A 24510-nucleotide genomic window follows, 5' to 3' on the forward strand; every position below is an offset into this window, starting at 1 on the left:
CGTCGGACTCGTACGCCCAGCCAACCGGCTACGGCAATTCTCGCGCCGCAGCAACGGAATGGCAAGGACGCGCGAGGCCACAGTCATGAAGGGGTGACCGATGACTGCGTTTGCGACCGGCCACCGAGTGACCGCCAACACTAGGTTCCTCCCATGGACAGTCTGACTGGACTCCTGGACACCAACGGCTTTCTTGTCATCGACGGCGCCATGGGCACGGAACTGTTCGCCGCTGGCCTCACCGCCGGCGACCCACCCGAGCTCTGGAACCTGGACCACCCGGACCGGATCCGGGCAATCCACCAGGCCTACGTGGATGCCGGATCCGACATCGTCCTCACCAACTCCTTCGGCGGCAACCGCCACCGCCTGAAGCTCCACTCGCTGGAGGGGCGTGTCCACGAGCTGAACGCCGCCGCGGCCTCCATAGCCAGGGAAGTCGCCGGGGCCGCCGGCCGGCCGGTCCTGGTCGCCGGGTCCATGGGCCCCACAGGTGAGCTCATCGAGCCCCTCGGCGCGCTGACCGCCGCCGAGGCCCATGAGGCGTTCGCTGAGCAGGCGGCCGGCCTGTCCGACGGCGGTGCCGACATCCTCTGGCTCGAGACCATGAGCGCCCTGCCCGAGGTGGAGGCGGGCGTACTGGGTGCCCGCTCCGCCTCAGGCCTCCCGATCGTGGTCACCCTCAGCTTCGACACGGCCGGTCGGACCATGATGGGCATCACCGGGGAGGACGCCGGTGCCCTGCTGGCCAAGCTCGGAGTGGACGGCATCGGAGCCAACTGCGGTGCCAACCTGGCCGACACCGAGGCCGCCGTCGTGGGCATCCGTTCGGCGTGCGGCGACATCCCGGTCGTCTCCAAGGCAAACGCCGGCATACCCGTCTGGAAGGGAGCCGAGCTGGAGTACGACGCCACACCGGAGATCCTCTCGGCTCATGCCCACAGGCTCCGGGAGGCGGGCGTATCCATCATCGGCGCCTGCTGCGGCAGCACGCCCGACCACATCGCCATGATCCGGGCGGTCCTGGACGGTGACCGTCCGGTCCCGGACATCGCTCCCCCGGTTGCAACGGCCACCGTCGGATCAGGTGAACGCACGAATCGGCGAAGGCGCCGACGGCGTTCCTGAGGGTCATCCCGTAGCGGTCGACCGGGCGGCGGCGGCGAGCGCCGCCTCGGCCGCCTCGGCTCCCGCCTCCAGCAGTTCTGGTACCAGCCCGAACTCGAAGTCGGGGGCGTCGTCGACTGTCGGCAACTCCACGTGGAGGACGTCCAGGTCGGTGGGAACGTCCAGCCACTGCTGGCGTATCAACTCGGCGGCGGCGGCCCGAACCCCGACCATCATCAGCGACAGCGCCGTCTGCTTCCCGGCCGGCGCGAACTTGGCCGCCACGTCCAACACGACCAGCCGCGTGGGGGCCAAAGACACCGCCTTTCGGAGCGGGATGTTGGACACCACGCCACCGTCGATGTGCCGGCTGCCGTCCTCCAACTCGACCACCGGCAGGACGCCGGGAACCGCGGTCGATGCACAGAGCAGGTCCACGACTGGACCGCTGGTCCACCAGGTCACCTGTCCGGTGGCGGCATCGGTGGTCCCCACGTGGCAGGGAACGGAGACCTCGGCCAGGTCGTCCATCGGTACGTGTTCCGCGATCAGGGCCCGGAGCCTGTCTCCCGTGTCGAAGCTGGACCGTCCCCGCAGGACGGACGCCACGTTTCGGATCACGCTTCCCCGGATGGGCGCCTTCTCGGCCACGTCCCGCCACAGGTCCTCGAGTCGACCCACCTGCTCGAGCGTGGGGTCGTGCGCAAGGTAGACGCCGTTCAGGGCGCCGGCCGATACGCCCACGATCTCGTCGGGAATGATGTCGTTCTCGAAGAGCACCCGCAGCATCCCGACTTGGGCCGCCCCCCGGACCGAGCCGCCGGAGAACACGAACACCGTGTGGTCCCGCTCGACCGCTGCCGGTCGGCGCAAGCGGTGCAGCCATCGGATGCGAGCCATGGCCAGAAGGTAGCGGGCCGTCGTCGCTCTGTTCCGACCGAGTCGACGCCCGTCGCTAGGGTCGGGAGATGCCACATCCCATGCTGTTCCCCACCATCAGGTGCCGGGATACGAGGGCACTGATCGACTTCCTCGTCACGGCCTTCGGCTTCCGGGAACACTTCTCGGTGCCCGACCGAGACGGCATAGTCCACGCTGAGATCCGCTGGCTGGGAGGCGGCGGGGTGATGCTGGGCGATGTAGCGCTCGGCGACGCCGACCACATGGCTCTCCCCACGGGTCCGATCAGCGTCTTCGCAGTGACCGACGACCCCGACGGCCTCCACGACCGTGCAACCGCAGCCGGTGCCAGCATCGTTCGCGGGCTCCGGGACGAGGACTACGGCGGCCGGGGCTTCACGGCCACCGACCCGGAGGGCAACTTCTGGAGTTTCGCCACCTGGCACGGGGATTGAGCGCCGGCCGGGCAACTGCCCGCGGTGGTGCTGTCGTGGGCGGCGGCTGGCAGAGTCTGGAGGTGGACGACCTCGGACCTGCCGACGACCCGACGAGGCTCCGCGAGGCATGGGAGGCCTTCTGCGACCGCCTCAGGGATGGAGCCGACACCATCCTGGATCCGGTCCAACCCGCCGAGGGCTACGACCTCTCTGAGGGGTTCCGCCACCTGTTGCGACGCCTCCAGAGTGCGATCGGCCCCGGCGTAGAGGGTGGCGACGCCCTGTATCCGGAGTTCGCCTGGGTCCACCCCTCCAAGACCGGCCAGGACAACCCAGACGGGTTGTACCAGTCGGCGTCCGTCGATCTGGCGAACACCTACCGGCTGGCTGGAAACGTCGGGACGGTCTGCTACCTGGGCCTGACCCTGATGACGTTCGACTTCGGTCGGGCGCCGATCGAGCAACTCCTCACCCTCGACGGCGCCGTACTGCCTGTCGACGGGAACGGCGACTTCGAGATCCACTTCGGTGCCGGTCCGGCGCCAGAAGGTGCGGCCGAGGGCACGTGGTTCGAACTCCCCCCGAAGCGCTGCAAGCTGTTGGTCCGACAGTTCTTCAACGACTGGGACGTCGAGGTTCCAGCCGACCTGCGCATCGACTGCGTCGACGCCGGGCCGCCGGACAGCCGGATGGACGCCGATACGGTCATCCACCACCTCGTGACGGTGGCCGACCAGGTGGTCTCCATGACTGCCTTCTGGTCCGGCTTCGGACGTCGCCACCTCGAGCATGGGGAGGTCAACTCGTTCGACCACATTGATCCGGATCGCGGGCCGAACCTGGCGATGGGAGCCAGCCCCCAGCAGGGCTACGGCCAGGCCTGGTGGCGGGTCGCTGGGGACGAAGCCCTGCTCTACGAGGTGGAGGTCCCGAATTGCGTCTACTGGGGGGTCCAGCTCGGCGACGTCTGGTACCAGTCCCTGGACTGGGTGAACCGGCAGTCCAGCTTGAACGGACACCAGGCGTCGATCAGTGACGACGGGGTGTTCCGGGCCGTCATCTCGCAGCGGGACCCGGGAATCGCCAACTGGCTGGACACCTCCGGTGCCACGCAGGGGTGCATCACGTACCGGTGGAACCAGGCCGGATCGTCGCCAGTTCCGACCCTCCGGCTTATCCCGTTCGCGGAACTCGAGGGAAGCCTGGACGACAGGTGGATCCGGATCAGTCCCGGGAAGCGATCCGATGTTCTGCGGATACGACGCCGTGGAGCCCTCAGGAGGTTCCGCCGGTGATCCCGCTCCCCCACCTTTCGATACAGGTCATCAACTTCGCCGCCGAGGGACTCGGCGACTGGCAGACGCTTAGTGACCACGCAGTCGCCGCCGACCGTGCCGGCGTGGACCGGCTGGCCGTTTCCGACCACGTCGCCTTCGGCGACGACCTCTCCGACTACGCCGATCCCTCGAAGGGCGGTACGTCAGGTGGACGTCAGCCCACCGGACCAGACGGCCTCTGGCTGGAGCCGCTGACCACCCTGGCCTGGCTGGCCGGCCGGACCGACCGGATCCGACTCCAGACCGGCATCCTGCTGGCCGCGCTACGACGACCGGTCGTGCTGGCCAAGACTGCGGCCACCCTCGACGTACTGTCCGGAGGTCGCCTGGACCTCGGGGTGGGCGTCGGCTGGCAGGCAGCCGAGTACACGGCGGCGGGCCTCGAGTTCGGCGTGCGCGGACGGCTCCTGGACCAGACCCTGGAGGTCTGCCATGCCCTCTGGACCCAGCCGAAGGCCTCGTACTCCGGAGACGGCCTCTCGTTCGATGGCGTGCACGCCATGCCCAAGCCTGTATCCGGCGACGGCGTGCCGATCTGGGTCAGCGGCACCGTCAACCCGAGGACCGCCCGGCGCCTCGCACGCTTCGGCACCGGCTGGATCCCCTGGGGCGACGACCGGGCCGACGTCACCGGCGGCATCTCCCGCATGCGATCCCTGGTGGACAAGATGGGCCTCTACCACGCTGGGTTCCAGGTGCAGGGATCAGTTCACGTGGCCACCGACGCCGACGGAGCGGTCGACGTCACGTCGACCATGGCGGGCGTACCCGACTTGGTGGCCGCCGGGGTGACCGACTGCCGCCTCCAGCTGCGCCTGCCGTCGGGAACCGAACCGGCCACCGACCTGCTTGGACGCTTGGTGGAGGCATTCCGGACCGTCGTCGGACGGAGCACCTGACGTGAGGTTCGGGTTCTTCGGCGTCAATGCCGGCGTGCTGTCCGAACCGGCCACCATGGTGGCTGCTGCGACCACCGCCGAGGCCGCCGGCTGGGAGTCGATCTGGACCGGCGAGCACCTGGTCGCCGCCAGCCCGCAGCGCCCACCCTCACCGGTCCGACCCGATACCCACTTCGTGGACCAGGTGGCCTCGCTGGCCCACCTGGCGGCGCAGACCACCACGCTGCGTCTGGGGACCGGCATCGTGATCCTTCCACAGCGGAATCCGGTTGTCCTCGCTAAGGAGCTGGCCTCGGTGGACGTCTTGTCCGGCGGCCGCCTCGAGGCCGGGTTCGGCGTCGGCTACGTACCCGACGAGTTCGACGCCATCGGCGTGCCGTTCTCCGAACGCGGCGCCCGGATGGACGACCACATCGACGCACTGCGGGCCATGTGGCGTGGGGACCTCGAGTTCGAGGGACGCTTCACGTCGTGGCACGGCGTGGAGGCCCATCCCCGTCCGGTCGAGCCTCATGGCCCCCCGATCCACGTCGGCGGGGGTTCGGCGGCCACCTTCCGACGTGCCGTCCTACGGGCCGACGGGTGGTACGGCTTCCTCTCGACGCTGGAGTCGACCGGGTCCGCCATGGACGCTCTGGACCGTGGGATGGCGGAACTGGACAGACCGGCACACCTCGGCCGCATCCAGGTCAGCGTGACCCCGTCGGAGCCCGTCGACCGCGACCTGGTCCGCCGCTACGAGGACCTGGGCGTGGATCGCCTCATCCTGGTCCGCGACTTCCGCGACGTCGGGGGCACGCCGAATCCCGAGCGGGCCGATGACGTACTGCGGTTCATCGACGAGGCTCCCGGGAGGCTCGGCTTCGCCTGACCCCGTCCGATGCTGGGCGGGTGTCCACCCCGGCAGCTACCGCGATGCCGCCGATGCCGGCGAACGCCAGCATCAGCATCACCCGACGGGCACCCACCACAGGGTCGTCCGCTCCCAGCAGCAACGCGACGGTCACCGCCACGCTGCAGACGCTGCCGATCTCCGTCATTATCCGGTTCGTGGCACCCGCCTGGCCCAACGACGGCCCTGGAACGTAGCGCATTGCCAGCGACGCGCTGTTGGCGTGCGCCAGTCCAACTCCGAGGGCGTAGAGCGCTATGGCCGGGAACCACAGCCACAGGTCAGGGCCGGGTCCGACGCCCGACCGGAACCAGAGGGCACCGACCACCATGCAGGCCCCGCCCGGCACCAGCAGGCGCCGGTGGCCGTAGCGGTCGGCCAGTCGACCGCTCACGAAGCTCATGGGTCCACCGATCAGCGGCACGAGGGCCAGGGTGGCCCCGGCAGCCGACGGACTCATCGCCCATGCGCCGGTGAGAATGGTGATCAGCGCAAGGTAGGTGCCGGCGAAGTTCCCGGCGATCAGAAACGCCAGCAGGTTGCCCCGCCCGTAGTAGCGGATCCGGTAGAGCGAGAGGTCCAGGATGGCCCGCGGGTGGCGGGCCGATCGGCGCACCACCAGAGCGAGGCTGGTCGGCGCGAGGATCAGGGCAAGGACCGTCCTGCGGTCGGTCCAGCCCCACTCGCCGGCCTGGACGATGCCGGTTGCCAGCATCGCGGTGCCGACCACCAGCAGTAGCGCTCCGCCCAGGTCCGGTCGGCCCGCCCGTACCTCACCCGACGGCTCGTCAGGGGCGAGGAACGCCAGTCCGAGCGCCACCGTCAGCATGGCGATCGGGATGTTGAACGCGAACGTCCACCGCCATCCCAGGGCGTCGATCACCAGCCCGCCGACCACCGGTCCCAGGACCAGCGAGATCCCGCCCAGGCCGCCGTACGCCCCCACGGCGGTGCTCCGCCGCTCGGCCGGGAAGGCGTCCAGCAGGATCGCCAGGGCGGCCGGCCCCTCGAGTGCCAGACCGCCTGCCTGCACCACCCGGGCGGCGATCAGGATCGGCAGGGTCGGGGCGGTCGCCACCAGCAGGGAACCGACGGCCAGGAGGCCCACCCCTGTCAGAAAACTCCGCCGACGTCCGAAGCGGTCCGAGATCCAGCCGCACGGTATGAGCAGGGCTATGAGCGTGATGGCAAAGGCGTTCAGGACCCACGACGTGGCCGCCGGGCCCGAGGCGAAGGTCGCCTGGATCTCACCGAACGACACGAAGGTCACCGAGTAGTTCATCGACGCGGAGACCACCGCACCTGCGACCAGGGCGAACGTGCGCCAGGGGGACCGCCCCTGACCGACCGTCATCGGAGCCGCCGGCTCGGGATCAGTCGGCTTCCAGTCGTCGGGCCTCGTCGCCGATCGTCGTCGAATCGCCGTGACCGGTGTGCACGGCGGTATCCCCATCCAGGACGAACAGGCGGGATCGGATGCTATCGACCAGCATCCCCCTGTCCGAGAAGGAACGGCCTGTGGCACCCGGCCCGCCGTTGAAGAGCGTGTCGCCGCTGAAGACCACCTCGAGGCTCGGTACGTGGATGCAGCAGCCACCCGGCGAGTGGCCCGGGGTGTGCAGGATCGTCAGTTCGTCGCCGGCCACGTCGACGGACAGGCCGTCCCGGAGGGCGTCGTCGATCCTCCGGTCCGGGTGGACGACGTCCCAGAGCATCCCGTCGTCGGGGTGCAGCCAGATCGGGGCGTCCACGGCGTCGGCCAGCTCGACGGCGGCGTTGATGTGGTCGTTGTGGCCGTGGGTGCACAGCACTCCGAGGGTCCGCCGCCCCCCGACCGCCTCGGCGATCGGCCGGTGGTCGTGGGCGGCGTCGACCACAACCACCTCGTGGTCGTCGCCGATCAGCCAGACGTTGTTGTCAACCTCGAAGTCCTCGCCGTCCAGCGAAAAGATCCCGCTGGTGACCACTCGGTCGATCCTCAGGCCCATCCCGACGGACCTACAGGACCACCACGGAGCGCAGCACCTCGCCGCGTTCCATGGCGTGGAAGGCCTCCTCGATGTCGTCCAGGGAGATCGTCTCGGACACGAACCGGTCCAGGTCGAGGCGGCCCTGTAGGTAGAGGTCGATCAGCATCGGGAAGTCCCGGCTGGGCAGGCAGTCGCCGTACCACGACGACTTCAGCGTGCCGCCCCGGCCGAACACCTCGATCATGGGTAGTTCGATCTTCATCTCCGGGTTGGGGACCCCGACCAGGACGACGGTGCCGGCGAGGTCCCGGGAGTAGAACGCCTGCTCGTAGGTCACCGGTAGGCCGACGGCCTCGATTGCCACGTCGACGCCGTTGCCTCCGGTCAGCGACCGTATGGCCTCGACCGGATCCTCGGTCGAGGAGTTGACGGTGTGGGTGGCCCCGAACTCCCGGGCGATGGCCAACTTCCGGTCGTCGAGGTCCACGGCGATGATCGTGTGGGCGCCGGCCAGGCTCGACCCGGCGATCGCCGCATCGCCCACGCCGCCACAGCCGAACACGGCCACGGAATCTCCGCGGCCCACGTTGCCTGTGTTCATGGCGGCCCCCAGGCCGGCCATCACACCGCAGCCGACCAGGCCTGCCACCTCCGGACGGGCCGCCGGGTCCACCTTCGTGGCCTGGCCGGCGTGCACCAGGGTCTTCTCGGCGAAGGCGCCGATGCCCAGCGCCGGCGAGAGCTCGACGCCGTCCAGGGTCATCTTCTGCGTGGCGTTGTGGGTGGCGAAGCAGTACCAGGGGCGACCCCGTCGACACGACCGGCACTGGCCGCAGACCGCCCGCCAGTTCAGGATCACGAAGTCGCCGGGGGCCACGTCGGTGACGCCGTCACCCACCTCTTCCACGATGCCCGAGGCCTCATGGCCGAGCAGGAAGGGGAACTCGTCGTTGATGGCGCCCTCGCGGTAGTGGAGGTCCGTGTGGCAGACCCCGCAGGCCTGCACGGAGACCAGGACCTCGCCCGGGCCCGGATCAGGCACCTCGATGGTCTCTACGGTGACCGGCTCACCCTTGGTTCGGGCCACCACGGCCCGGACGCTGTGCGGCATGACTTCTCCCTGGTGCTGGCCGGACGGTCCGACGCCGGACCGAGAACGGCCGGACGCTAACAGGTGGCCGTTCCACCCTCTCCGAACCGGCGACGGGTGGCCGCCCGGTCGACCTTGCCGCTGGAGTTATTGGAAAGGGCATCGAAGAGCACCCGGTGCGGGTACGCGAACCGGGCCAGGTGCTCCTGGGCCAGGCGCCGGAGGCCCCCGGCCAGCTCCGTGCTTTCCTCCCAGGTCGAGTACAGGTCGCCGACCCCAGCGCTGATCGGCCGGAGGAAGAGGGGCGGTCGACGCACCGCCACATCCTGACAGGGGCGATGCTCCGGACCTATCGTCCCGACACGACGGACCAACCCCGCGGAGGTGGGCATGAAGGTAGCGATCACGGGAGCCTCGGGGTTCCTTGGTTCCCACTGCCTGGCAGTAGCGGTGGCCTCTGGACACGAGGTCAGGGCGGTCGTCCGCAACCCGGCCAAGGTCCGCTCTGCTGCTTCCCTCCACGGCCTGGACCCCGACAGAATCGAGGTCGTCGTCGCCGACCTGGCCGACCACGAGGCGCTGCGGGCGTCGGTGGACGGGGTCGACGCCCTGCTCCACGTCGGCGCCGTGTTCAGCCTGGATCCCCGCCAAGGCCGCCAGATGCGCTCGGTGAACCCGACCTCCACCTCGGTCCTGCTGGAAGCGGCAGCCGATCGGGACCTCCGACGGGTGGTCCACGTCTCGTCCATGGGCGTCTACGGGGCCGGCCGGACCTCGGTGGGTCCCGACACCCCGACCGGCCCGGAGTGCGGGCCGTACACCGGAAGCAAGATCGAGGCGGACGCCCTGGCCGTGTCCCACCAGCGGGCCGGGCGACCCGTGGTGATCGTCTGCCCCGGTGGGATCATCGGCCCACTGGATCCCAGCCCCGAACTGAGCGATTCCATGGCCGCGGCGCTAGTCGGCCTACGCCGCTCCCGGGTTCCGATGCCCGAGGGGGCCTGTTTCGGCATAGTCGACGTGAGGGACGTGGCGGCGGCCTGTGTGGGATCGCTGACCTCCGGTGGGGCACCGGCCCGCCACCTCCTGGCCGGCCACCTGGTCGGACCTGCAGACATGCTCCGGATGGCGTCCGAACTGACCGGCCATCCGGTTCGGATCACCGGCTTCCCGGCACCGCTGCTCAGCCTGACCGGCGTCCTCTGCGACCTGGTGGGACGGGCGACCGCCAACAAGATGCCGCTCAGCCGGGAGGTCGCCCGCATGACCACGGCCAACATGCGGGCCGGTGGCCTCCAGGAGGTCGACCAGCGGAGCGCCCACCAGACCTTCGGGTTCCCGGCGATCCCCCTCGAGACGACCCTGGCGGAGACCATCTCGTGGCTGCACGTTGCAGGGCACCTGACCGACGAGCAGGCCGGTCGGCTGGCCAACTGACCCTGCCCGGTCAGGACCTGTCGTCGGGCGCACCCCGGACCAGCACCACGGCCAGAAACGCCACCACGGCCACCACGGCCATCGAGGCCCCCATGGCCAACGCCTCCGGTGAACCGACGTCAGGGCCCACCCCGGTGTGGGCGTGGTCGACCTCGCCCAGCAGGTGGTGGCTGAGCAGGGCCCCGACCAGGACTGACCCCGAGCCGACGGCCACCGACGTGGCCATGATGGCCGGTACACGGCGGACCAGGAGGGCCGCCGTCGCCGGTGGTGCCACCAGGAAGGCGAACACCAGGAGCCCACCGACCGCCTCGAAGGACGCGGTGACCGACAGGGCGACCAGGACCAGGAAGGCGATCTCGGTGGCCCGGGGTCGCAGGCCCAGGAGTTGGGCCTGGACGTCGTCGAAGGTCAGGGCCAGCAGTGGTCGGTGGAACACCAGGGCCATGGCCGCTACCAGGGCCACGACCACCACCTGTCGGAGCAGGGCGGTTCCCGTGGTGTCGAGCAACGATCCGAAGAGGAACTCCTCGAGCTGGTGTTCGTCGATCCCATCCGAAGCGGCCACCAGCACGACTGTGAGGGCCAGCATCGCCACCAGGAGCAGGCCGATTGCCGACTCGCTGGGCAGCGGCGAGCGACGCTGCACGCCGCGGACGCCCAGGACCATCACGACGGCGGCCACCAGCGCACCCACCATGAGGTCGCCACCCAGCAGGGAGGCAATGGCCACCCCGGGCAGCACGCCGTGGCCGAGTGCCTCGGCCAGGTAGGTGTTGCCGCGCAGGACGACCCACGTTCCGACCACCGAGGTGGCCACCACGGTGAGCAGCGCGGCCAGCACGGCCCGCTGGAAGCCGGGATCGCCGGTGAACGGCTCGATCCACCAGGCGATCGGATCGGTCAGGAACTCCATGCTGGCGGCCACCTCGACCGGGTTCGCCGACCACCTGAGGGCCGGAAGGATTGAGAACGAGTCTCAATCCTAGGGCCTATCTGGACCGGGGCGACGATCAGGCGGGCCAGGCCTCCCGGAGGCGCCGCCACGAATCTCCTAGGGCCTCGGGAAGCACCCGGAGGTCGGCCGTCGTCGTGGTGAAGTTTGTGTCACCGGACCAGCGGGGCACCACGTGCACGTGGAGATGGCCGGGTACCCCGGCACCGGCTGCCGGCCCCAAGTTCAGCCCCACGTTCACGCCACCCGGCGAGAAGGCAGACTCGACGGCGGCCACGGCGTCACGCACCGTCGCCCAGAGTTCCTCGTGTTCGGCGGCGTCGAGGCCGTCCAGGGTGGCCACGGCACGTCGGGGCAGGACCATCATGTGGCCGCTGGTGTACGGGTAGGCGTTCAGCAGGACGAAGCAGGTCTCGCCCCGGTGGACGATAAAGGTCTCGGAATCGTCGAGGCCGCTCTGCTCGATTGCCTCGAAGAGGGTCGAACCGTCCGGCACCCCGCTTTCAACACCATCCAGCGGCGCGTCCCCGCCCAGCGACGCCACGTAGGCATGCCGCCAGCCGGCCCAAAGTTGGTCCAGGCGGCTCAGGACTTCGCCTCCACCGCGGCGGCCAGGCGCTCCACGAACTCGTCGAGGGGCAGGTCCCGCTCTGGAGCATCGGCCCCGCGGGCATTGTCGCCCACCGTGCCATTGACCCTGTCGTCGTCGCCGACCACCAGCACGTGCGGAACCTTGGCCACCTTGCCGGCCCGGACCCGCTTGCCGAGTGGTTCGTCGGCCGCCGCCAGGGTGGCCCGGAACCCCTCATCACCCAGCCGGTCCAGGACCGACTCGGCATAGGCCTGGTGCTCGTCGGCCACCGGCAGGACCCGGACCTGCTCGGGAGCCAACCACCGCGGGAACGCTCCGGCATAGTGCTCCAGCAGCACACCGAAGAAGCGCTCGATGGAGCCCATGAGCGCCCGGTGGATCATCACGGGACGGTGGCGACCACCGTCGGCACCCACGTACTCCAACTCGAACCGCTCCGGGAGGTTGAAGTCCAACTGGATGGTGGAGAGCTGCCAAGGGCGGCCGATGGCGTCGGTGACGTCCACGTCGATCTTCGGCCCGTAGAAGGCGCCGCCTCCCTCGTCCACCACGTAGTCCAGCCCGGCCGACTCCAGCGCCGCCCTGAGGCCGTCGGTGGCCATCTCCCAGAGCTCCTCCTCGCCCACCGCCTTGTCCTCCGGCCGGGTGGAGAGCTTTGCCTGGAAGTCCTCGAACCCGAAGGCCCGCAACACGCTGAGGGTGAAGTCCAGGAGCGAGGCCAACTCGTCCGGGACCTGCTCCCGGGTGCAGAAGATGTGGCTGTCGTCCTGGGTGAAGCCCCGGCTCCGCATCAGGCCGTGGATGACGCCCGAGAGCTCATAGCGGTAGACGGTGCCTAGCTCGAAGAGTCGACTGGGAAGGTCCCTGTAGCTGCGCTGCCCGCTCTGGAAGATCGCCACGTGGAAGGGGCAGTTCATCGGCTTCGGGTAGTACGTGGCCCCGTCCAGCTCCATCGGTGGGTACATGCCGTCGGCGTAGAAGTCGAGGTGCCCGCTGGTCTCCCAGAGCACCGACTTGGCGATGTGCGGGCTGTACACGAAGTCGTAGCCACCGGCCTCATGGCGGGCACGGCTGTAGTCCTCGATCAGCTTGCGGACCAGGGCGCCCTTCGGGTGCCAGACGGCCAGCCCCGGACCGAGGGCCTCTGGCCAGGACAGCAGGTCCATCTCGGCGGCGAGGCGGCGATGGTCCCGCTTCTCGGCCTCGACCAGGCGGTGGAGGTACGCCTTCAGGGTCTTCTTGTCGGCCCACGCGGTGCCGTAGATGCGCTGGAGCATCGGCTGCTTCTCGTCGCCCCGCCAGTAGGCACCGGCGACCTTCTGCAGCGCGAAGTGCCCGAGGCGGCCCGTGGACGGTACGTGCGGTCCGAGGCACAGGTCGATGAACTCGTCGCCGTTGCGGTAGTAGGTGACGGAACCATCGGTGGACGCCTCACCGGTCATCTCGCCTGAGGCGGCACCCGATGTGACCTGCTCGATGATCTCCCGCTTGTAGCGGTGGTCGGCGAACAGGTCCAGAGCCTCACCCGCGTCGGCCTCATGGCGCTCGAAGGCCTGGTCGGCCTCGATCACCTCGCGCATCCTCGCCTCGATGGCCTCCAGGTCGTCATTGCTGAACGTGGCGCCGCCGGGCAGTTCGAAGTCGTAGTAGAAGCCGTGCTCGATGGGTGGGCCGATGGCGTAGGTGGCACCCGGCCAGAGGTCCAGCACGGCCTGGGCAAGCACGTGTGCCGTCGAGTGTCGGATGGTGTGGAGCCCGTCGTCGCTGTCCGCTGTGACTATCGAGACGCTGCACCCGTCGGGCAGCACCCGGTCGAGGTCGCGGCTGTCGCCATCGACGGTGACGATCAGGGCCGCCCTTGCCAGACCCGGGCCGATGTCGGCGGCCAGGTCGGCACCGGTGGCACCCTCGGGCAGGACGCGTGTGGAGCCATCGGGAAGGGTGATCGTGAGTTCCGACATGTCGGGTCAGGCCTCCTCGTGGATCGTCAGCATGCTCATCGCCGGAAAGCGACCAGCCGGCCCGGCCGTGCCGAGACTCCCTGTCTCCATCCTGTGAGGGTATGGGAGTTCCCCGCCCGGGACGCAGACGATACCGACGCTCCCCTCCACGACCGTCCACCCGGCCCGGCCCTAGGATCCGGAATCGACCGACCGGTACATCCGGCCTGAACGAAGGGCGCAGGTACGTGGGGATCCTCGACGGCAAGCGACTGCTCATCACCGGGGTGCTCACCGATGCCTCCATAGCCTTCTCGGTTGCCCGCCTGGCCCAGGAGGAGGGCGCCGAGGTGGTGCTGACGGGGGCCGGTCGGGGCATGCGCCTGACCGAGCGCACCGCCCGCAAGCTCCCGAATCCCGCCGAGGTGCTGGAGTTCGACGTGACCTCCTCGGAGCAGGCTGATGCCCTCCGGCAGCACCTAGCAGCCACCTGGGGGCAGGTGGACGGTGCGCTCCACGCCATCGGATTCGCCCCGGAGGTCTGCCTCGGAGAGGACTTCATGGCGGCCGAATGGTCCGACGTGGCGGTGGCCATGGAGATCTCCGCCTATTCGCTCAAGACCGTGGCCGAGGTGGTGGCGCCGCTCATGGCCAACGGTGGCTCGATCGTCGGGCTCGACTTCGACGCCCGGTTCGCCTGGCCGGCCTACAACTGGATGGGCGTGGCCAAGGCGGCGCTCGAGTCGACCTCGCGCTACCTGGCCCGCTCCATGGGCCCTGACGGCGTCCGGGTCAACCTGGTCGCCGCCGGACCGATCCGCACCATGGCCGCCAAGAGCATCCCCGGCTTCGCCGCGTTCGAGGATGCCTGGGGAACCCGCGCTCCGCTGGGGTGGGACGTCCACGACGCCGAGCCCGTGGCCCGTGCCTGCGTCGCGCTGCTGTCGGACTGGTTCCCGGCCACCACCGCAGAGATGCTCCATGTGGACGGGGGCTACCACGCAATCGGAGCCTGACATGGCGACTTGACGGGCCCCGGTCCGGACCTCAGTCGTAGAGCGAGACGTTCGCGTCCGCCCGGTCGGTGCAGTGGGCGTCGGCCAACGGATAGGGGTTGACGGCGTTCTGGCCGCCGCCCGGGTGGTACTCGAAGTGCAGGTGCACGCCCTGGGCGTTGCCGCTGTCGCCCATGTAGCCGATGACGTCACCCGCCCTCACCGCGCCCTCCCTCCCGTACGCCGACAGGTGTGCCCCGTAGTAGTAGTCGCCGTCGGTGGCCACCAGGTCGAAGGAACGTCCCCCGACGCTGTCCCAGCGGTAGGAGACGACGCCATCCACCGGCGCCACGATCGGATCATGGCGGATGCCGACCAGGTCCACGCCCTCGTGGATCCGACCGCCCGAACGCGGATATCCCCAGGTGTCGCGGAACTTGGTACGGGAGCCAATCGGACAGACCCAGTCCGCCGACGTCACCTGGCGGACCACCGCCGAGCGGTTGCTCCGGGTGCGGGCGTCACGTCGCAGGTGTCGCCTACTACTCGCCGAGAGGCCGCCAAGGACATCGTCGTAGGTGCTCCGCAGTCGGTCGGCGTCCCTCACGATGTCCGCGACCAGCCGGTTCACCTCCAAGAGCGCAGCCGAGGCCGCCCGCTGCCTGCGCCTGGCCTCGGCGAGCAGGCGGGCCATGCCCTGGAAGCGGGCCTCGGCGACGGCCAGGCCTGCGACGGCGAGCGGTAGCACGTCGGATGCTGCCTTGATCAGCGGCTGCAGGCCCGCATCACGATCGATGACGAGGGCCTGCGACGGATCGCTGGTGAAGACCACCGACCGGTCGGCGACCTGGGCCACTGCGGTGGAGGGAAGAGCCAAGAGGAGCGCGACGGATGCGCCGATCAGGCCTGTGGGGCGGAACACCCGGGAATCCTATTCCGTCAGGGCGAATTCACCAGCGTTCCACGGACCACCTGCCGCCCTCTCTCACCGGCCCAGCCCGTCCGACTCGTCGCGGATCTCGCCCACCATCTCCTCCACTACATCATCCATGGACAGGATCCCCACCCACTCCCCAGTTCCATCGACCACGACCGCCATCTGGCTCCGCGAGCGCCGCAACCGGTGCAGGACGTCGTCGAGCAACAGGTCGGAATGCAGTACAGGCAGGCTGCGGATCGACTCCATGGGCACCGGCTCGTCGCGGGCCTCCAGCGGGAGCCGTAGGAGGTCCTTGGCGTGCACCATGCCCACCAGCTCACCGGTGGGCGAACGGAGCATCGGCAGTCGGGTGTGTCCGCTGGACGCCACCACCCCCTCGATCTCGGACAGGGGTTGCCTGCGATCAACCGTCACAACCTCGGACCGCGGCACCATCACCGATGCCGAGGTGTGCCGCCCCAGGTCCAGCACACTGGTCAGGAGCTCGTATTCGAACGGATCGATCAGGCCGTCGTCACGTGAGGCATCCAGTAGGGCGATGAGCTCGGGCACCCCGACGGCACGCTCGATCTCGTCGACCGGCGTGAGGCCGAAGGGCCGCACCGCCCACGTAGCCAGACGGTCCACCACGAGGATGGCCGGGCGGAACAGGGCGACGAACGCACCGTGGATCCGAACGGTCCATCGGAGCGTCCTCTCGGGATCGGCGATGGCGACGTTCTTGGGAACCAGCTCGCCGAACAGCATCTGGAACACGGCGACCAGACCTATGACCAGGATCAGGGCCACAGTCGACGACACTCCGGAGGGAAGCCCGGCTGCATAGGCGATTGACTCCATCCGGCGCCCGATCGTGGGCTCTACCAGGACGCCCAGGGCGATGCTGCTCACGGTGATGCCCAACTGTGCGCCCGACATCTGGACCCTGAGATCCCGCCGGGCCACCAGCGCTCGGGCAGCCGATCCGGAACCGTCGGCCGCAGCCGCCTCCAGGCTGGAAGGTCGGGCCGCGACGAGGGCGAACTCGGTGGCCACGAACAGGGCGTTCACCGCCACAAGGGCGACTATGGCCAGCAGCGAGAGGGCGATCATGCCGATGCCCCGGAGTCGGGCGGAACGACGATACGCAACGTGGCGATCCGACGACCGTCGACCGCCACCACCTCGATCCTCCAACCCTCGTGTTCCACGATCGCCGTAGGTTCCGGCAGCCGCCCGAGGCGCTGGAGCACGAAGCCGGCGAGCGTCTCGTAGGGGCCGGGGGGGACCCGCAGCCCGGTGGCGTCCAGGACCTCGTCCGGGTTCAGACGGCCGGACACCACGATGCTTCCCGACCCATCGGCATGCGTGCGGACCACCTGCCGGTCGTGCTCGTCGTCGATCTCACCGACTATCTCCTCCAGCACGTCCTCCACCGTGACGATCCCGGCCGTTCCTCCGTGCTCGTCGACCACGACGGCCATGTGGCTGCGGTGGTCGCGCAGGTCGTCCAGCAGGCCGTCGAGGGAGCGTGTCTCCGGAACGGCCACCACATCGTGCATTAGCTCGCCCACCGGAATCCCTTCCCGCAAGTTGACCGGCCTGGCCAGGAGGGACTTCACGTGGACCACGCCAACCACGTGGTCCAGGTCGGAGCCGAAGACCGGAAAGCGGGAGTGGCCCGTGGACGCCGACCTGGCCAGGAGCTCCGACCCCGAAGCGTCCAGATGGAGCGCGTCGACGTCGAGGCGGGGCACGAGGATGTCTGCGATGGTCTTGTCACCGAACCTGATGGATCGGGTGAGCAGCTCCACATCCGAGCGGTCCAGCGTCCCGTCGGACGACTCCCTGATGAGGTCGCCCATCTCGTCCAGCGTGCGGGACGCGCCCAGGTCCTCCCGGGGTTCCACGCCGAACCGCCGGAGCACTGCATTGGCCGAGCCGTTGAGGACCAGCACGACCGGTCGGACCACCATTCCGTAGGCCTGCACCAGTGGGGCCAGACGTCGGGACACGCGCTCCGGGGCGGCCAGGGCCAGGTACTTGGGCACCTGTTCGCCCAGCACCAAGTGCAACACCGCAGCTACCGCGATGGCGAGGACTACCGATACCCCGGTGGGCTGCGCCCCGTCGGTCAGGAGCCGAGCCACGGTCGGCTCGGCGACGAAGCCGAGGAGCAGGGCCGACAGGGTGATGCCGAACTGGGCCCCTGAGAGGTGGGTGGTGAGGTGCCTCAACAACGCCCTCACGCGGCGTGCCCCCGGGTCCGCGTCGGCTGCCGCCTCGACACGGACCCTGTCGACGGCCACCAGGCTGAACTCGGCGGCCACAAAGAACGCGTTGACGGCCAGGAGCAGGGTGACCGCCACCAGCCCGACGAGGATGGACATCTGGGGAGCGATCCTAACGACGACCGGCCGTAGCCACGGGACCTCTGAGCGCCCGCCCGATTCGGGGCCGAGGAGGGTAGTTCGATACCTTAACCATCATGTTCGGCGCCCCCATCCAGGACGAGACGCCACCCGCCATCGGGACCGACGAACCCGACGACTCCGACGACAAACTCGTGGCGGCGGCGCGGGCAGCAGCCAAGTTGGCGCGCCAGGTCACCATCCCGCTTGGACAGGTCGGCCTCAGCCTTCCCCAGTACCGGGTCCTGGCCTTCCTCGACGAAGGTGATGCGGCGCCGTCGGACCTGGCCGGGCGCCTCTCGGTGAGCCGTCCCTCGATCACCGCCCTGATGGATGGGCTCGTCACCCGTGGCCTGGTGGAACGCCAACCCGACCCCGACGACGGGCGCCGGGTGAGCCACCACCTCACCGAAGATGGCCGGTCGACGCTGCGTAGCGCCGACCGGGCGGTGGGCGAACGCCTGGTGGCGATAGGAACCCACGTCCACGCGGGCGACTCCACCCGGCTGATCGCCAGCCTGGCCCGCTTCGGAGAAGCCATCCGGGCCGCCCGGGCCGCCGGCACAACGTGACCACGGCGGCACCGGACACGCCACCAGCAGCCCGCGTCGACCCCGATTCCTCCAGGGGCTGGTTCCGGCGTCTCCTTCCCGTCATCAGGGCCCGACGTGGCACCTTCGCCGTCGTGCTGCTCACCGGACTGTCCGGCCTGGCACTCCAGGTCTCGGTTCCGATGGTCCTACGTCAGGCGGTCGACGTGGCGGTGGACCAGCGGGCCGGAGGGCTGGAGGGCCACGTGATCCTCCTCGTCTCCATGGCCGCCGCCTCGTTCGGGCTGCGCTTCACCTACCGCTACCTGCTGTTCGGGACGGCCTGCCGCATAGAGACGGACCTCCGGTCACAGATATACGACCACCTGACCCGACTCTCCTTCTCCTTCTACGACCGGGTGGCGGCCGGCGAGGTCATCTCCCGGGCCAACTCCGACATCCGCTCCATCCAGCTCCTCCTGGCCTTCGGGCCGCTGGCGGGCCTCTCCGCCGTCAGCTTCCTGATGGCATTCGGCTTCATGCTCGGCATCCACGTTCCTCTGGCCCTGCTCACCGTGTCGACCATGCCGTTCGTGTACGTCCTCGGGCAGAAGCTCAGGGACCAGGCCTTCCCCCTCTCGTGGGTCACACAGGGGCGGATGGCCGAAGTGGCCATGGTGGTCGACGAGAACATAAACGGCACCCGGGTGGTGAAGTCGTTCGCCGCCGAGTCTGACCAGATCGCCCTCCTGGCAAGGGTGGCCGACAGGCTCCGCTGGTCGGCCACCGCCCTCATCGAGGCCAGGGCGCGGTTCAACCCGCTGATCGAGGCGCTTCCCAGGCTGGGCATGGCGCTCGTGCTCCTCTACGGCGGCCACCTCGTCATCGACGGGCAGATCGGCGTCGGCTCGCTGCTGGCCTTCAGCGCCTACGTGACGATGATCTCAGTCCCGTTCAGGATGTTCGGCTTCGTGCTCCTCCAGGCCCAACGGGCGGCGGCCTCGGCGCTGCGAATCTACGAAATCCTGGACGAACAGCCGGCGATCGTCGACAAGCCCGGTGCCCGACCCCTGGTCGACCCCCGGGGACGGATCGAGTTCCGGAACGTCACCTTCCGGTATCCCGGGGCCGACGGAAACGAGTCGCCGGCCGTCCTTGAGGGCTTCGACCTCGTGGTCGAACCCGGTGAGACGGTGGCCATCGTAGGTCGGACCGGATGCGGGAAATCCACCGTGGCCCGACTGCTCCCGCGCTTCTACGACGTGGACGGCGGCGCTGTGCTCCTCGACGGTATCGACGTCCGCGACCTGACGCTGTCCAGCCTCCGGGCCCACGTCAACCAGGTGCCCGACGAGGCATTCCTGTTCTCCGACTCGCTACACGACAACATCGCCTTCGGGAAGCCCGATGCCTCCCGTCACGAGGTGGTGGCCGCCGCCAGGGTCGCCCGGGCCGATGCATTCATCGGGGACCTCGACGGTGGCTACGGAGAGGTGGTCGGCGAGCGCGGCTACACCCTGTCGGGCGGACAGCGGCAGCGGATCTCCATCGCCCGGACGGTCCTGGCCAACCCGACGGTCCTGATCCTGGACGATGCCACCAGCGCCGTGGACGTCCGTACGGAGGAAGGCATACACCAGGGCCTGTCCGACCTCCTCGCCCGACGCACGACCATCGTAATCGCCCATCGCCTCTCCACGATCAGCCTGGCCGACCGGGTCGTCCTGATTGAGGGCGGGCGGATCGTCGCCGAGGGGACCCACGTCCACCTGCTGGCCACCGAGCCCCGCTACAAGGCGATCGTCGCCCAGGCCGACTACCAGGATGCGGAGGCCTGATGGGCGGCGGGCACGGCCACGGCTTCTTCACCGGCCCCTCCTCGGTCCAGGCAAACGCACAGGCAGGCCTGCCCTTCGCCGAGGTCCCCGAGGAACTCCGGAGTCGCATCGCGGATGTCCTGAGTCACGAGCCCGAACACCCGGAACCGGCGGTCCGGTTCTCACACCGCGACTGGGACCGGCGGCCGTTCGGACTCAGGACCTTCCTGGCACCCCACGCCGGCGGACTCCTCGTCGCCCTGCTACTCGTGCTGGCCGAGGTCGGCCTGCTCCACATCGGGCCACTCCTCACCCAGATCGGCATCGACCACGGTGTAGTGCCCGGCGACCGGGGCGTACTGGTCGCCGTGGCCCTGGCATACATAGGAGCCGTTGGCCTCTCGACGGTCGCCTCCTGGTTCCGGACCCGCTTCACCGGTCGCCTGGGCGAGCGGCTCGTCTACCAGCTCCGGGTCAGGGTCTTCAGCCACTTCCAACGCCAGTCCCTGGACTTCTTCACCGGGGAGAAGTCCGGCGTCTTGATGACGCGCATGACCAGCGACATCGAGGCGCTCACGGTGCTCATGCAGGAAGGCCTTGTCAACTTCGTGGTGCAGGGCATGACCCTGGTGGTGATCACCGCCTACCTGGTGGTGCTGGACCCGACGCTGGCCATCGTCTGCCTCCTGGCCGTGATCCCGGTCAACGTCGTCCTGACCATGTGGTTCCGACGGGTCTCGCTCATCGGCTACCTGCGGGTCCGGGACCGGATCGCCGATGTGCTGGCGAACCTCTCCGAGAGCCTGGCCGGCATCCGGCAGATCACCGCCTTCAACCGCCGTGACCACGAGATGGCCCGACACCAACAGGTCATCGATGCCCACCTGGATGCCAACCTCTACACCGGCCGGGCACAGGCGCTGTTCGGGCCCGGCACGGAGTCCATCGGCATCGTGACGCAGGCCATCGTCCTGCTGGTCGGAGGCCGCATGGCGCTGCGCGGCGAGCTGTCACTGGGCGAGCTGACGGCCTTCCTGCTCTTCCTCACCTCGTTCTTCGCTCCGGTCCAGACGCTGGTCCAGCTGTACAACCAGTACCAGCAGGGCAGCGCAGCGGTGGTGAAGCTGCGCGAGCTTCTGGCCAGGGAACCCACGGTGCCCGAACGGCCGGACGCGATCGACCTGCCGCCGATCAGGGGATCGATCCGACTGGAGGCGGTGACGTTCGGCTACGACCCGGACCACCTGGTGCTACGCGACGTGGACCTCGAGCTGGCTCCCGGCGAGGTGCTGGCCGTGGTGGGTCCGACCGGCGCCGGCAAGTCGACCATCGCCAAGCTGATAACCCGCTTCTACGACCCGACGTTCGGACACGTGACCATCGACGGCCACGACCTCCGCGACGTCTCCATCGACTCGCTACGGAGCCAACTCGGCGTGGTCCCCCAGGAACCGTTCCTGTTCAACGGGACGATCCGGGACAACGTCGCCTTCGCCCGTCGGGGTGCCACCGACGACGAGGTCGTGGAGGCCTGCAGGGCGGTCGGCCTGCAGAGCCTGGTGGACCGGATGCCCCATGGCGTGGACACGCCCATCCACGAACGTGGTGCCTCGCTTTCGGCAGGCGAACGCCAGCTGGTGGCCCTGGCCCGGGCGTTCCTGGCACGCCCACGTGTGCTCGTGCTGGACGAGGCAACCTCGAATCTGGACCTGCTGTCCGAATCGGTGATCGAACGGGCCCTGGACTCCCTCCTGGAGGGTCGGACAGCCATCCTCATCGCCCACCGCCTGGCCACAGCCATGCGGGCCGACCGCATAGCCGTGGTGGACGAGGGCCGGATCGTGGAACACGGAACCCATGATGAGCTGGTGTCGTTGGGTGGGCAGTACGCCGAGATGGTCGACACCTGGATGAGGCACGCGAACCACCTCCCGACCACCCGGTGAGCGGCCTCCAACTGACTGCCGGCCTCGTCGTATACGCCATCGGCTGCACCCTGCAGGGCGTCCTGGGATTCGGTGGCGGCCTGTTCGCCGTCCCGATCCTCGCCCTCATCCACCCGGACTTCGTTCCGGGACCCGTCCTGATGGTGAACCCGCTGCTCAGCGGGTTGCTCTCCATGCGTGAACGCGGTTCGGTGGACCGCCACGGCCTCCGATGGGCGCTGACCGGTCGGATTCCCGGGGTGCTGTTGGGGGCGGTCGCCCTGACCGTGGTCGCCGAGGAGCGCCTGGGCATTCTGTTCGGCGTGCTGCTGCTGGCCTCGGTGGCCCTCAAGGCCAGCGGGGTGCACGCCGAGCGCACCCCCCGGACCCTCATGGCGGCCGGCGGGCTGAGTGGGTTCATGGCCACCACGGTGGCCGTCGGCGGGCCTCCCATCGCCCTCGCCTTCCACGACCTCCCGGGACCCGTCCTCCGGGCCACCCTGTCGGTCTACTTCCTCGCCGGGACGACGATCTCCCTGATCGTGCTGGCACTGGCCGGACAGTTCGGGACATCCGACCTTGTGGTCGCCGCCTGGCTGGTGCTGCCCGTGATGGTCGGGGTGGCGCTCTCCGGACCACTCAGGGGACCGCTGGACCGCGGCTGGCTGGCGCCCGCCGTGTACGTCCTGTCGTCGGCCGCCGCGGTGGTCCTCCTCATCCGGTCCCTGGCCTGACGGGCGGTCGGCCCGTCGGATGCCGGCGTCTGGCCGTAGGGTCGGCGACGTGCACGAGCCCGTCCTCCAACTCACCGGCGTCGGCCGACGTGCCGAATGCACCACCATGCTGGATGGCGTGGACTGGCAGGTCGACCCGGGTCAGCACTGGGTGGTGCTGGGGCCCAACGGCTCGGGGAAGAGCACCCTGCTCAGGATCGCCGGTCTCCACCTGCACCCGACCGTGGGAACGGTACGGGTACTAGGAGAGACCCTCGGCCGGACCGACGTCCGCAGGCTGAGGAGACGGATCGGGTACGCATCGGCATCCCTCGCCGATGCCTTCCGTCCAGGCATCACTTCCGGAGAAGTGGTAATGACGGCGCTCCACGGGGCCCTGGAACCGTGGTGGCACGACTACTCGGACGACGACCGTGAGCGGGCCCGCTCCCTCCTGGGCAGGATCGGATGCGGGGACCGCGCAGGGCATGCCTTCGGGACGCTGTCCTCGGGCGAACGGCAACGGGTACTCCTGGCCCGGACCCTGATGGTCGATCCCGACCTACTGCTCCTGGACGAACCGACCGCCGCCCTGGACCTCGGCGGCCGCGAGGCCCTCGTGACCACGCTGGCAGGCCTGGCAGACGACCCGGCCACGCCCCCGATGGTGCAGGTGACCCACCACGTGGAGGAGATCCCGCCCGGCTTCACCCACGCCCTCCTCCTGGAGGCCGGCCGTGTGGTGGATGCCGGGCCACTTGCCGACGTCGTCACGGAGCGGGCCCTCTCGGACTGCTACGGCCTCGACCTCCGCCTCTCCCACGTCGCCGGCCGGTGGTCGGTCCGGGTGAACGGTTCCGATCGTTGAGACCTCCCCACGCCCTAGTTATTACCGGTGGGCCGGTCCCTCGGAACCTCGGGACCCTGCCAGCAGCCGACCTGGTGATTGCCGCCGACGAGGGGATCGACAACGCCAGGTCGCTCGGCATCCAGGTGGACCTGCTGGTCGGTGACCTGGACTCGGCCTCGCCCGCGGCCCGGTCGACGGCCCGGGCCGTGGAACGGCACCCGATCGACAAGGACGAGACCGACCTGGAACTGGCCCTGTCCGCGGCGCTGGCCGCCGGCATGGGGTCGGTGACCGTGGTCGGCACGATCGGGGGCCGGGTGGACCACGCCATTGGCAACATGCTGGTCGTGGCCGCCGACCGCTGGGCCGACCTGAGGATCGACCTGAGGATCGACGGCGCCCGGGCCTGGGTGGTCCGCGACCGGGTGGAGGTCCGCGGAACGGTAGAAAACCTCGTCAGCCTGCTGGCCGTGGGCGGTCAGGCGACCGGTGTCACCACCACCGGATTGGCCTGGGCCCTGACCGACGGTGTGCTGGAGCCGGGGGTGGGCCTGGGCCTGTCCAACCGGATGGCCGCCTCGACGGCCACGGTCGCTGTCGGTAGTGGCGTGGTCATCGCCCTGATGCCGGACGCCACGGGCCGGTAGCCGTCCGGCTCCGCGCAGATCTCAGGCCAACGAACATCCACCTATTGGCGTATGGTCGGTTTCGTCACGGAACCGACGTAAAGGGCAAACCAACGGCCAATTGGCGAGCAGGACACCACCCAAAACACACAGATGACCAGCATCGTT

General features: G+C 69.4%; 24 protein-coding genes. 13 read left to right on the plus strand and 11 right to left on the minus strand.

The window, feature by feature from the left end; genetic code table 11:
• Positions 1–153 precede the first annotated feature (153 nt).
• Positions 154–1128, plus strand: coding sequence for a betaine--homocysteine S-methyltransferase (bmt, locus tag MK177_08820; GenBank protein ID MCH2427417.1), 975 nt, complete (start codon positions 154–156; stop codon positions 1126–1128).
• A gap of 3 nt (positions 1129–1131) precedes the next feature.
• Here bmt and MK177_08825 read toward each other — a convergent pair whose 3' ends face one another.
• Positions 1132–2007 (minus strand): patatin-like phospholipase family protein, encoded by an 876-nt coding sequence (locus tag MK177_08825; protein MCH2427418.1) that lies wholly within the window; start codon positions 2005–2007, stop codon positions 1132–1134.
• A 68-nt stretch (positions 2008–2075) separates the two neighbouring features.
• Here MK177_08825 and MK177_08830 point away from each other — a divergent pair, with 68 nt between their 5' ends.
• From MK177_08830 to MK177_08845, 4 genes are all read left to right on the plus strand, one after another.
• On the plus strand, positions 2076–2462 hold the full coding sequence (locus MK177_08830; GenBank protein MCH2427419.1) for a VOC family protein: 387 nt from the start codon (positions 2076–2078) through the stop codon (positions 2460–2462).
• Between the two features lie 62 nt (positions 2463–2524).
• Complete coding sequence (locus MK177_08835) at positions 2525–3739, plus strand: hypothetical protein (GenBank protein MCH2427420.1); 1215 nt, start codon at positions 2525–2527, stop codon at positions 3737–3739.
• Entirely contained in the window at positions 3736–4680 is a 945-nt protein-coding gene (locus tag MK177_08840) for a TIGR03619 family F420-dependent LLM class oxidoreductase (protein ID MCH2427421.1), read from the plus strand. Before MK177_08835 ends, MK177_08840 begins: the two co-directional genes overlap by 4 nt.
• Before the next feature lies 1 nt (position 4681).
• Positions 4682–5551, plus strand: coding sequence for a TIGR03619 family F420-dependent LLM class oxidoreductase (locus tag MK177_08845; protein ID MCH2427422.1), 870 nt, complete (start codon positions 4682–4684; stop codon positions 5549–5551).
• On the opposite strand, the gene MK177_08850 is transcribed toward MK177_08845, so the two are convergent.
• Genes MK177_08850 through MK177_08865 form a run of 4 tightly spaced genes read right to left on the minus strand, consistent with a single transcriptional unit; the run spans position 5514 to position 8949 of the window.
• The gene (locus MK177_08850) at positions 5514–6926 is read right to left on the minus strand and encodes an MFS transporter (GenBank protein ID MCH2427423.1); all 1413 of its coding nucleotides are present in this window, start codon (positions 6924–6926) and stop codon (positions 5514–5516) included. The genes MK177_08845 and MK177_08850 overlap by 38 nt on opposite strands.
• 19 nt (positions 6927–6945) lie before the next feature.
• Positions 6946–7539, minus strand: a complete 594-nt coding sequence (locus tag MK177_08855; GenBank protein ID MCH2427424.1) for an MBL fold metallo-hydrolase — start codon at positions 7537–7539, stop codon at positions 6946–6948.
• A gap of 31 nt (positions 7540–7570) precedes the next feature.
• Entirely contained in the window at positions 7571–8653 is a 1083-nt protein-coding gene (locus tag MK177_08860) for an S-(hydroxymethyl)mycothiol dehydrogenase (GenBank protein ID MCH2427425.1), read from the minus strand.
• A 56-nt stretch (positions 8654–8709) separates the two neighbouring features.
• Entirely contained in the window at positions 8710–8949 is a 240-nt protein-coding gene (locus MK177_08865) for a hypothetical protein (protein MCH2427426.1), read from the minus strand.
• 73 nt (positions 8950–9022) lie between these two features.
• Between MK177_08865 and MK177_08870 the strand changes: the two genes are divergently transcribed.
• The gene (locus MK177_08870; protein MCH2427427.1) at positions 9023–10069 is read left to right on the plus strand and encodes an NAD-dependent epimerase/dehydratase family protein; all 1047 of its coding nucleotides are present in this window, start codon (positions 9023–9025) and stop codon (positions 10067–10069) included.
• Between the two features lie 10 nt (positions 10070–10079).
• On the opposite strand, the gene MK177_08875 is transcribed toward MK177_08870, so the two are convergent.
• The 3 genes from MK177_08875 to thrS form a co-directional block, all read right to left on the minus strand.
• Positions 10080–10985, minus strand: coding sequence for a metal ABC transporter permease (locus MK177_08875; GenBank protein MCH2427428.1), 906 nt, complete (start codon positions 10983–10985; stop codon positions 10080–10082).
• Positions 10986–11082: 97 nt separating this feature from the next.
• Positions 11083–11520 carry an HIT domain-containing protein gene (locus MK177_08880; GenBank protein ID MCH2427429.1) on the minus strand — a complete coding sequence of 146 codons (438 nt, stop codon included), beginning with the start codon at positions 11518–11520 and terminating at the stop codon, positions 11083–11085.
• 89 nt (positions 11521–11609) lie between these two features.
• A complete protein-coding gene (thrS, locus tag MK177_08885; GenBank protein ID MCH2427430.1) occupies positions 11610–13577 on the minus strand; it encodes a threonine--tRNA ligase in 1968 nt (655 codons plus the stop codon).
• A gap of 227 nt (positions 13578–13804) precedes the next feature.
• On the opposite strand from thrS, the gene fabI reads away from it, so the two are divergent.
• The gene (gene fabI, locus MK177_08890) at positions 13805–14572 is read left to right on the plus strand and encodes an enoyl-ACP reductase FabI (GenBank protein ID MCH2427431.1); all 768 of its coding nucleotides are present in this window, start codon (positions 13805–13807) and stop codon (positions 14570–14572) included.
• A 31-nt stretch (positions 14573–14603) separates the two neighbouring features.
• Here the strand turns inward: fabI and MK177_08895 are convergent, their stop codons facing one another.
• The 3 genes from MK177_08895 to MK177_08905 form a co-directional block, all read right to left on the minus strand.
• Entirely contained in the window at positions 14604–15473 is an 870-nt protein-coding gene (locus MK177_08895) for a M23 family metallopeptidase (protein MCH2427432.1), read from the minus strand.
• Between the two features lie 63 nt (positions 15474–15536).
• A complete protein-coding gene (locus MK177_08900) occupies positions 15537–16583 on the minus strand; it encodes a hemolysin family protein (protein ID MCH2427433.1) in 1047 nt (348 codons plus the stop codon).
• Positions 16580–17860 carry a hemolysin family protein gene (locus MK177_08905; protein MCH2427434.1) on the minus strand — a complete coding sequence of 427 codons (1281 nt, stop codon included), beginning with the start codon at positions 17858–17860 and terminating at the stop codon, positions 16580–16582. The genes MK177_08900 and MK177_08905 overlap by 4 nt, the downstream gene beginning before the upstream one ends.
• 98 nt (positions 17861–17958) lie before the next feature.
• Between MK177_08905 and MK177_08910 the strand changes: the two genes are divergently transcribed.
• The 6 genes from MK177_08910 to MK177_08935 all read left to right on the plus strand — a co-directional run bounded on the left by MK177_08910 (position 17959) and on the right by MK177_08935 (position 24363).
• A complete protein-coding gene (locus MK177_08910) occupies positions 17959–18453 on the plus strand; it encodes a MarR family transcriptional regulator (GenBank protein MCH2427435.1) in 495 nt (164 codons plus the stop codon).
• 113 nt (positions 18454–18566) lie between these two features.
• A complete protein-coding gene (locus MK177_08915) occupies positions 18567–20249 on the plus strand; it encodes an ABC transporter ATP-binding protein/permease (GenBank protein MCH2427436.1) in 1683 nt (560 codons plus the stop codon).
• Positions 20249–22174 carry an ABC transporter ATP-binding protein/permease gene (locus tag MK177_08920; protein ID MCH2427437.1) on the plus strand — a complete coding sequence of 642 codons (1926 nt, stop codon included), beginning with the start codon at positions 20249–20251 and terminating at the stop codon, positions 22172–22174. The genes MK177_08915 and MK177_08920 overlap by 1 nt, the downstream gene beginning before the upstream one ends.
• The gene (locus MK177_08925; GenBank protein MCH2427438.1) at positions 22171–22887 is read left to right on the plus strand and encodes a sulfite exporter TauE/SafE family protein; all 717 of its coding nucleotides are present in this window, start codon (positions 22171–22173) and stop codon (positions 22885–22887) included. Before MK177_08920 ends, MK177_08925 begins: the two co-directional genes overlap by 4 nt.
• Positions 22888–22936: 49 nt before the next feature.
• Positions 22937–23734, plus strand: a complete 798-nt coding sequence (locus MK177_08930; protein MCH2427439.1) for an ATP-binding cassette domain-containing protein — start codon at positions 22937–22939, stop codon at positions 23732–23734.
• A gap of 74 nt (positions 23735–23808) precedes the next feature.
• Positions 23809–24363 (plus strand): thiamine diphosphokinase, encoded by a 555-nt coding sequence (locus MK177_08935; GenBank protein ID MCH2427440.1) that lies wholly within the window; start codon positions 23809–23811, stop codon positions 24361–24363.
• Positions 24364–24510 lie beyond the last annotated feature (147 nt).

The sequence above is a fragment of the Acidimicrobiales bacterium genome (assembly GCA_022452145.1).
In the GTDB taxonomy this organism is placed as follows: Bacteria; Actinomycetota; Acidimicrobiia; order Acidimicrobiales; family MedAcidi-G1; genus UBA9410.

Coding starts and splice junctions, on each gene's coding strand:
- bmt (MCH2427417.1), top strand. CDS start 154: ATGGACAGTCTGACTGGACTCCTGGACACCAACGGCTTTCTTGTCATC.
- MK177_08825 (MCH2427418.1), bottom strand. CDS start 2,007: ATGGCTCGCATCCGATGGCTGCACCGCTTGCGCCGACCGGCAGCGGTC.
- MK177_08830 (MCH2427419.1), top strand. CDS start 2,076: ATGCCACATCCCATGCTGTTCCCCACCATCAGGTGCCGGGATACGAGG.
- MK177_08850 (MCH2427423.1), bottom strand. CDS start 6,926: ATGACGGTCGGTCAGGGGCGGTCCCCCTGGCGCACGTTCGCCCTGGTC.
- MK177_08860 (MCH2427425.1), bottom strand. CDS start 8,653: ATGCCGCACAGCGTCCGGGCCGTGGTGGCCCGAACCAAGGGTGAGCCG.
- MK177_08870 (MCH2427427.1), top strand. CDS start 9,023: ATGAAGGTAGCGATCACGGGAGCCTCGGGGTTCCTTGGTTCCCACTGC.
- MK177_08875 (MCH2427428.1), bottom strand. CDS start 10,985: ATGGAGTTCCTGACCGATCCGATCGCCTGGTGGATCGAGCCGTTCACC.
- thrS (MCH2427430.1), bottom strand. CDS start 13,577: ATGTCGGAACTCACGATCACCCTTCCCGATGGCTCCACACGCGTCCTG.
- MK177_08900 (MCH2427433.1), bottom strand. CDS start 16,583: ATGATCGCCCTCTCGCTGCTGGCCATAGTCGCCCTTGTGGCGGTGAAC.
- MK177_08905 (MCH2427434.1), bottom strand. CDS start 17,860: ATGTCCATCCTCGTCGGGCTGGTGGCGGTCACCCTGCTCCTGGCCGTC.
- MK177_08910 (MCH2427435.1), top strand. CDS start 17,959: ATGTTCGGCGCCCCCATCCAGGACGAGACGCCACCCGCCATCGGGACC.
- MK177_08920 (MCH2427437.1), top strand. CDS start 20,249: ATGGGCGGCGGGCACGGCCACGGCTTCTTCACCGGCCCCTCCTCGGTC.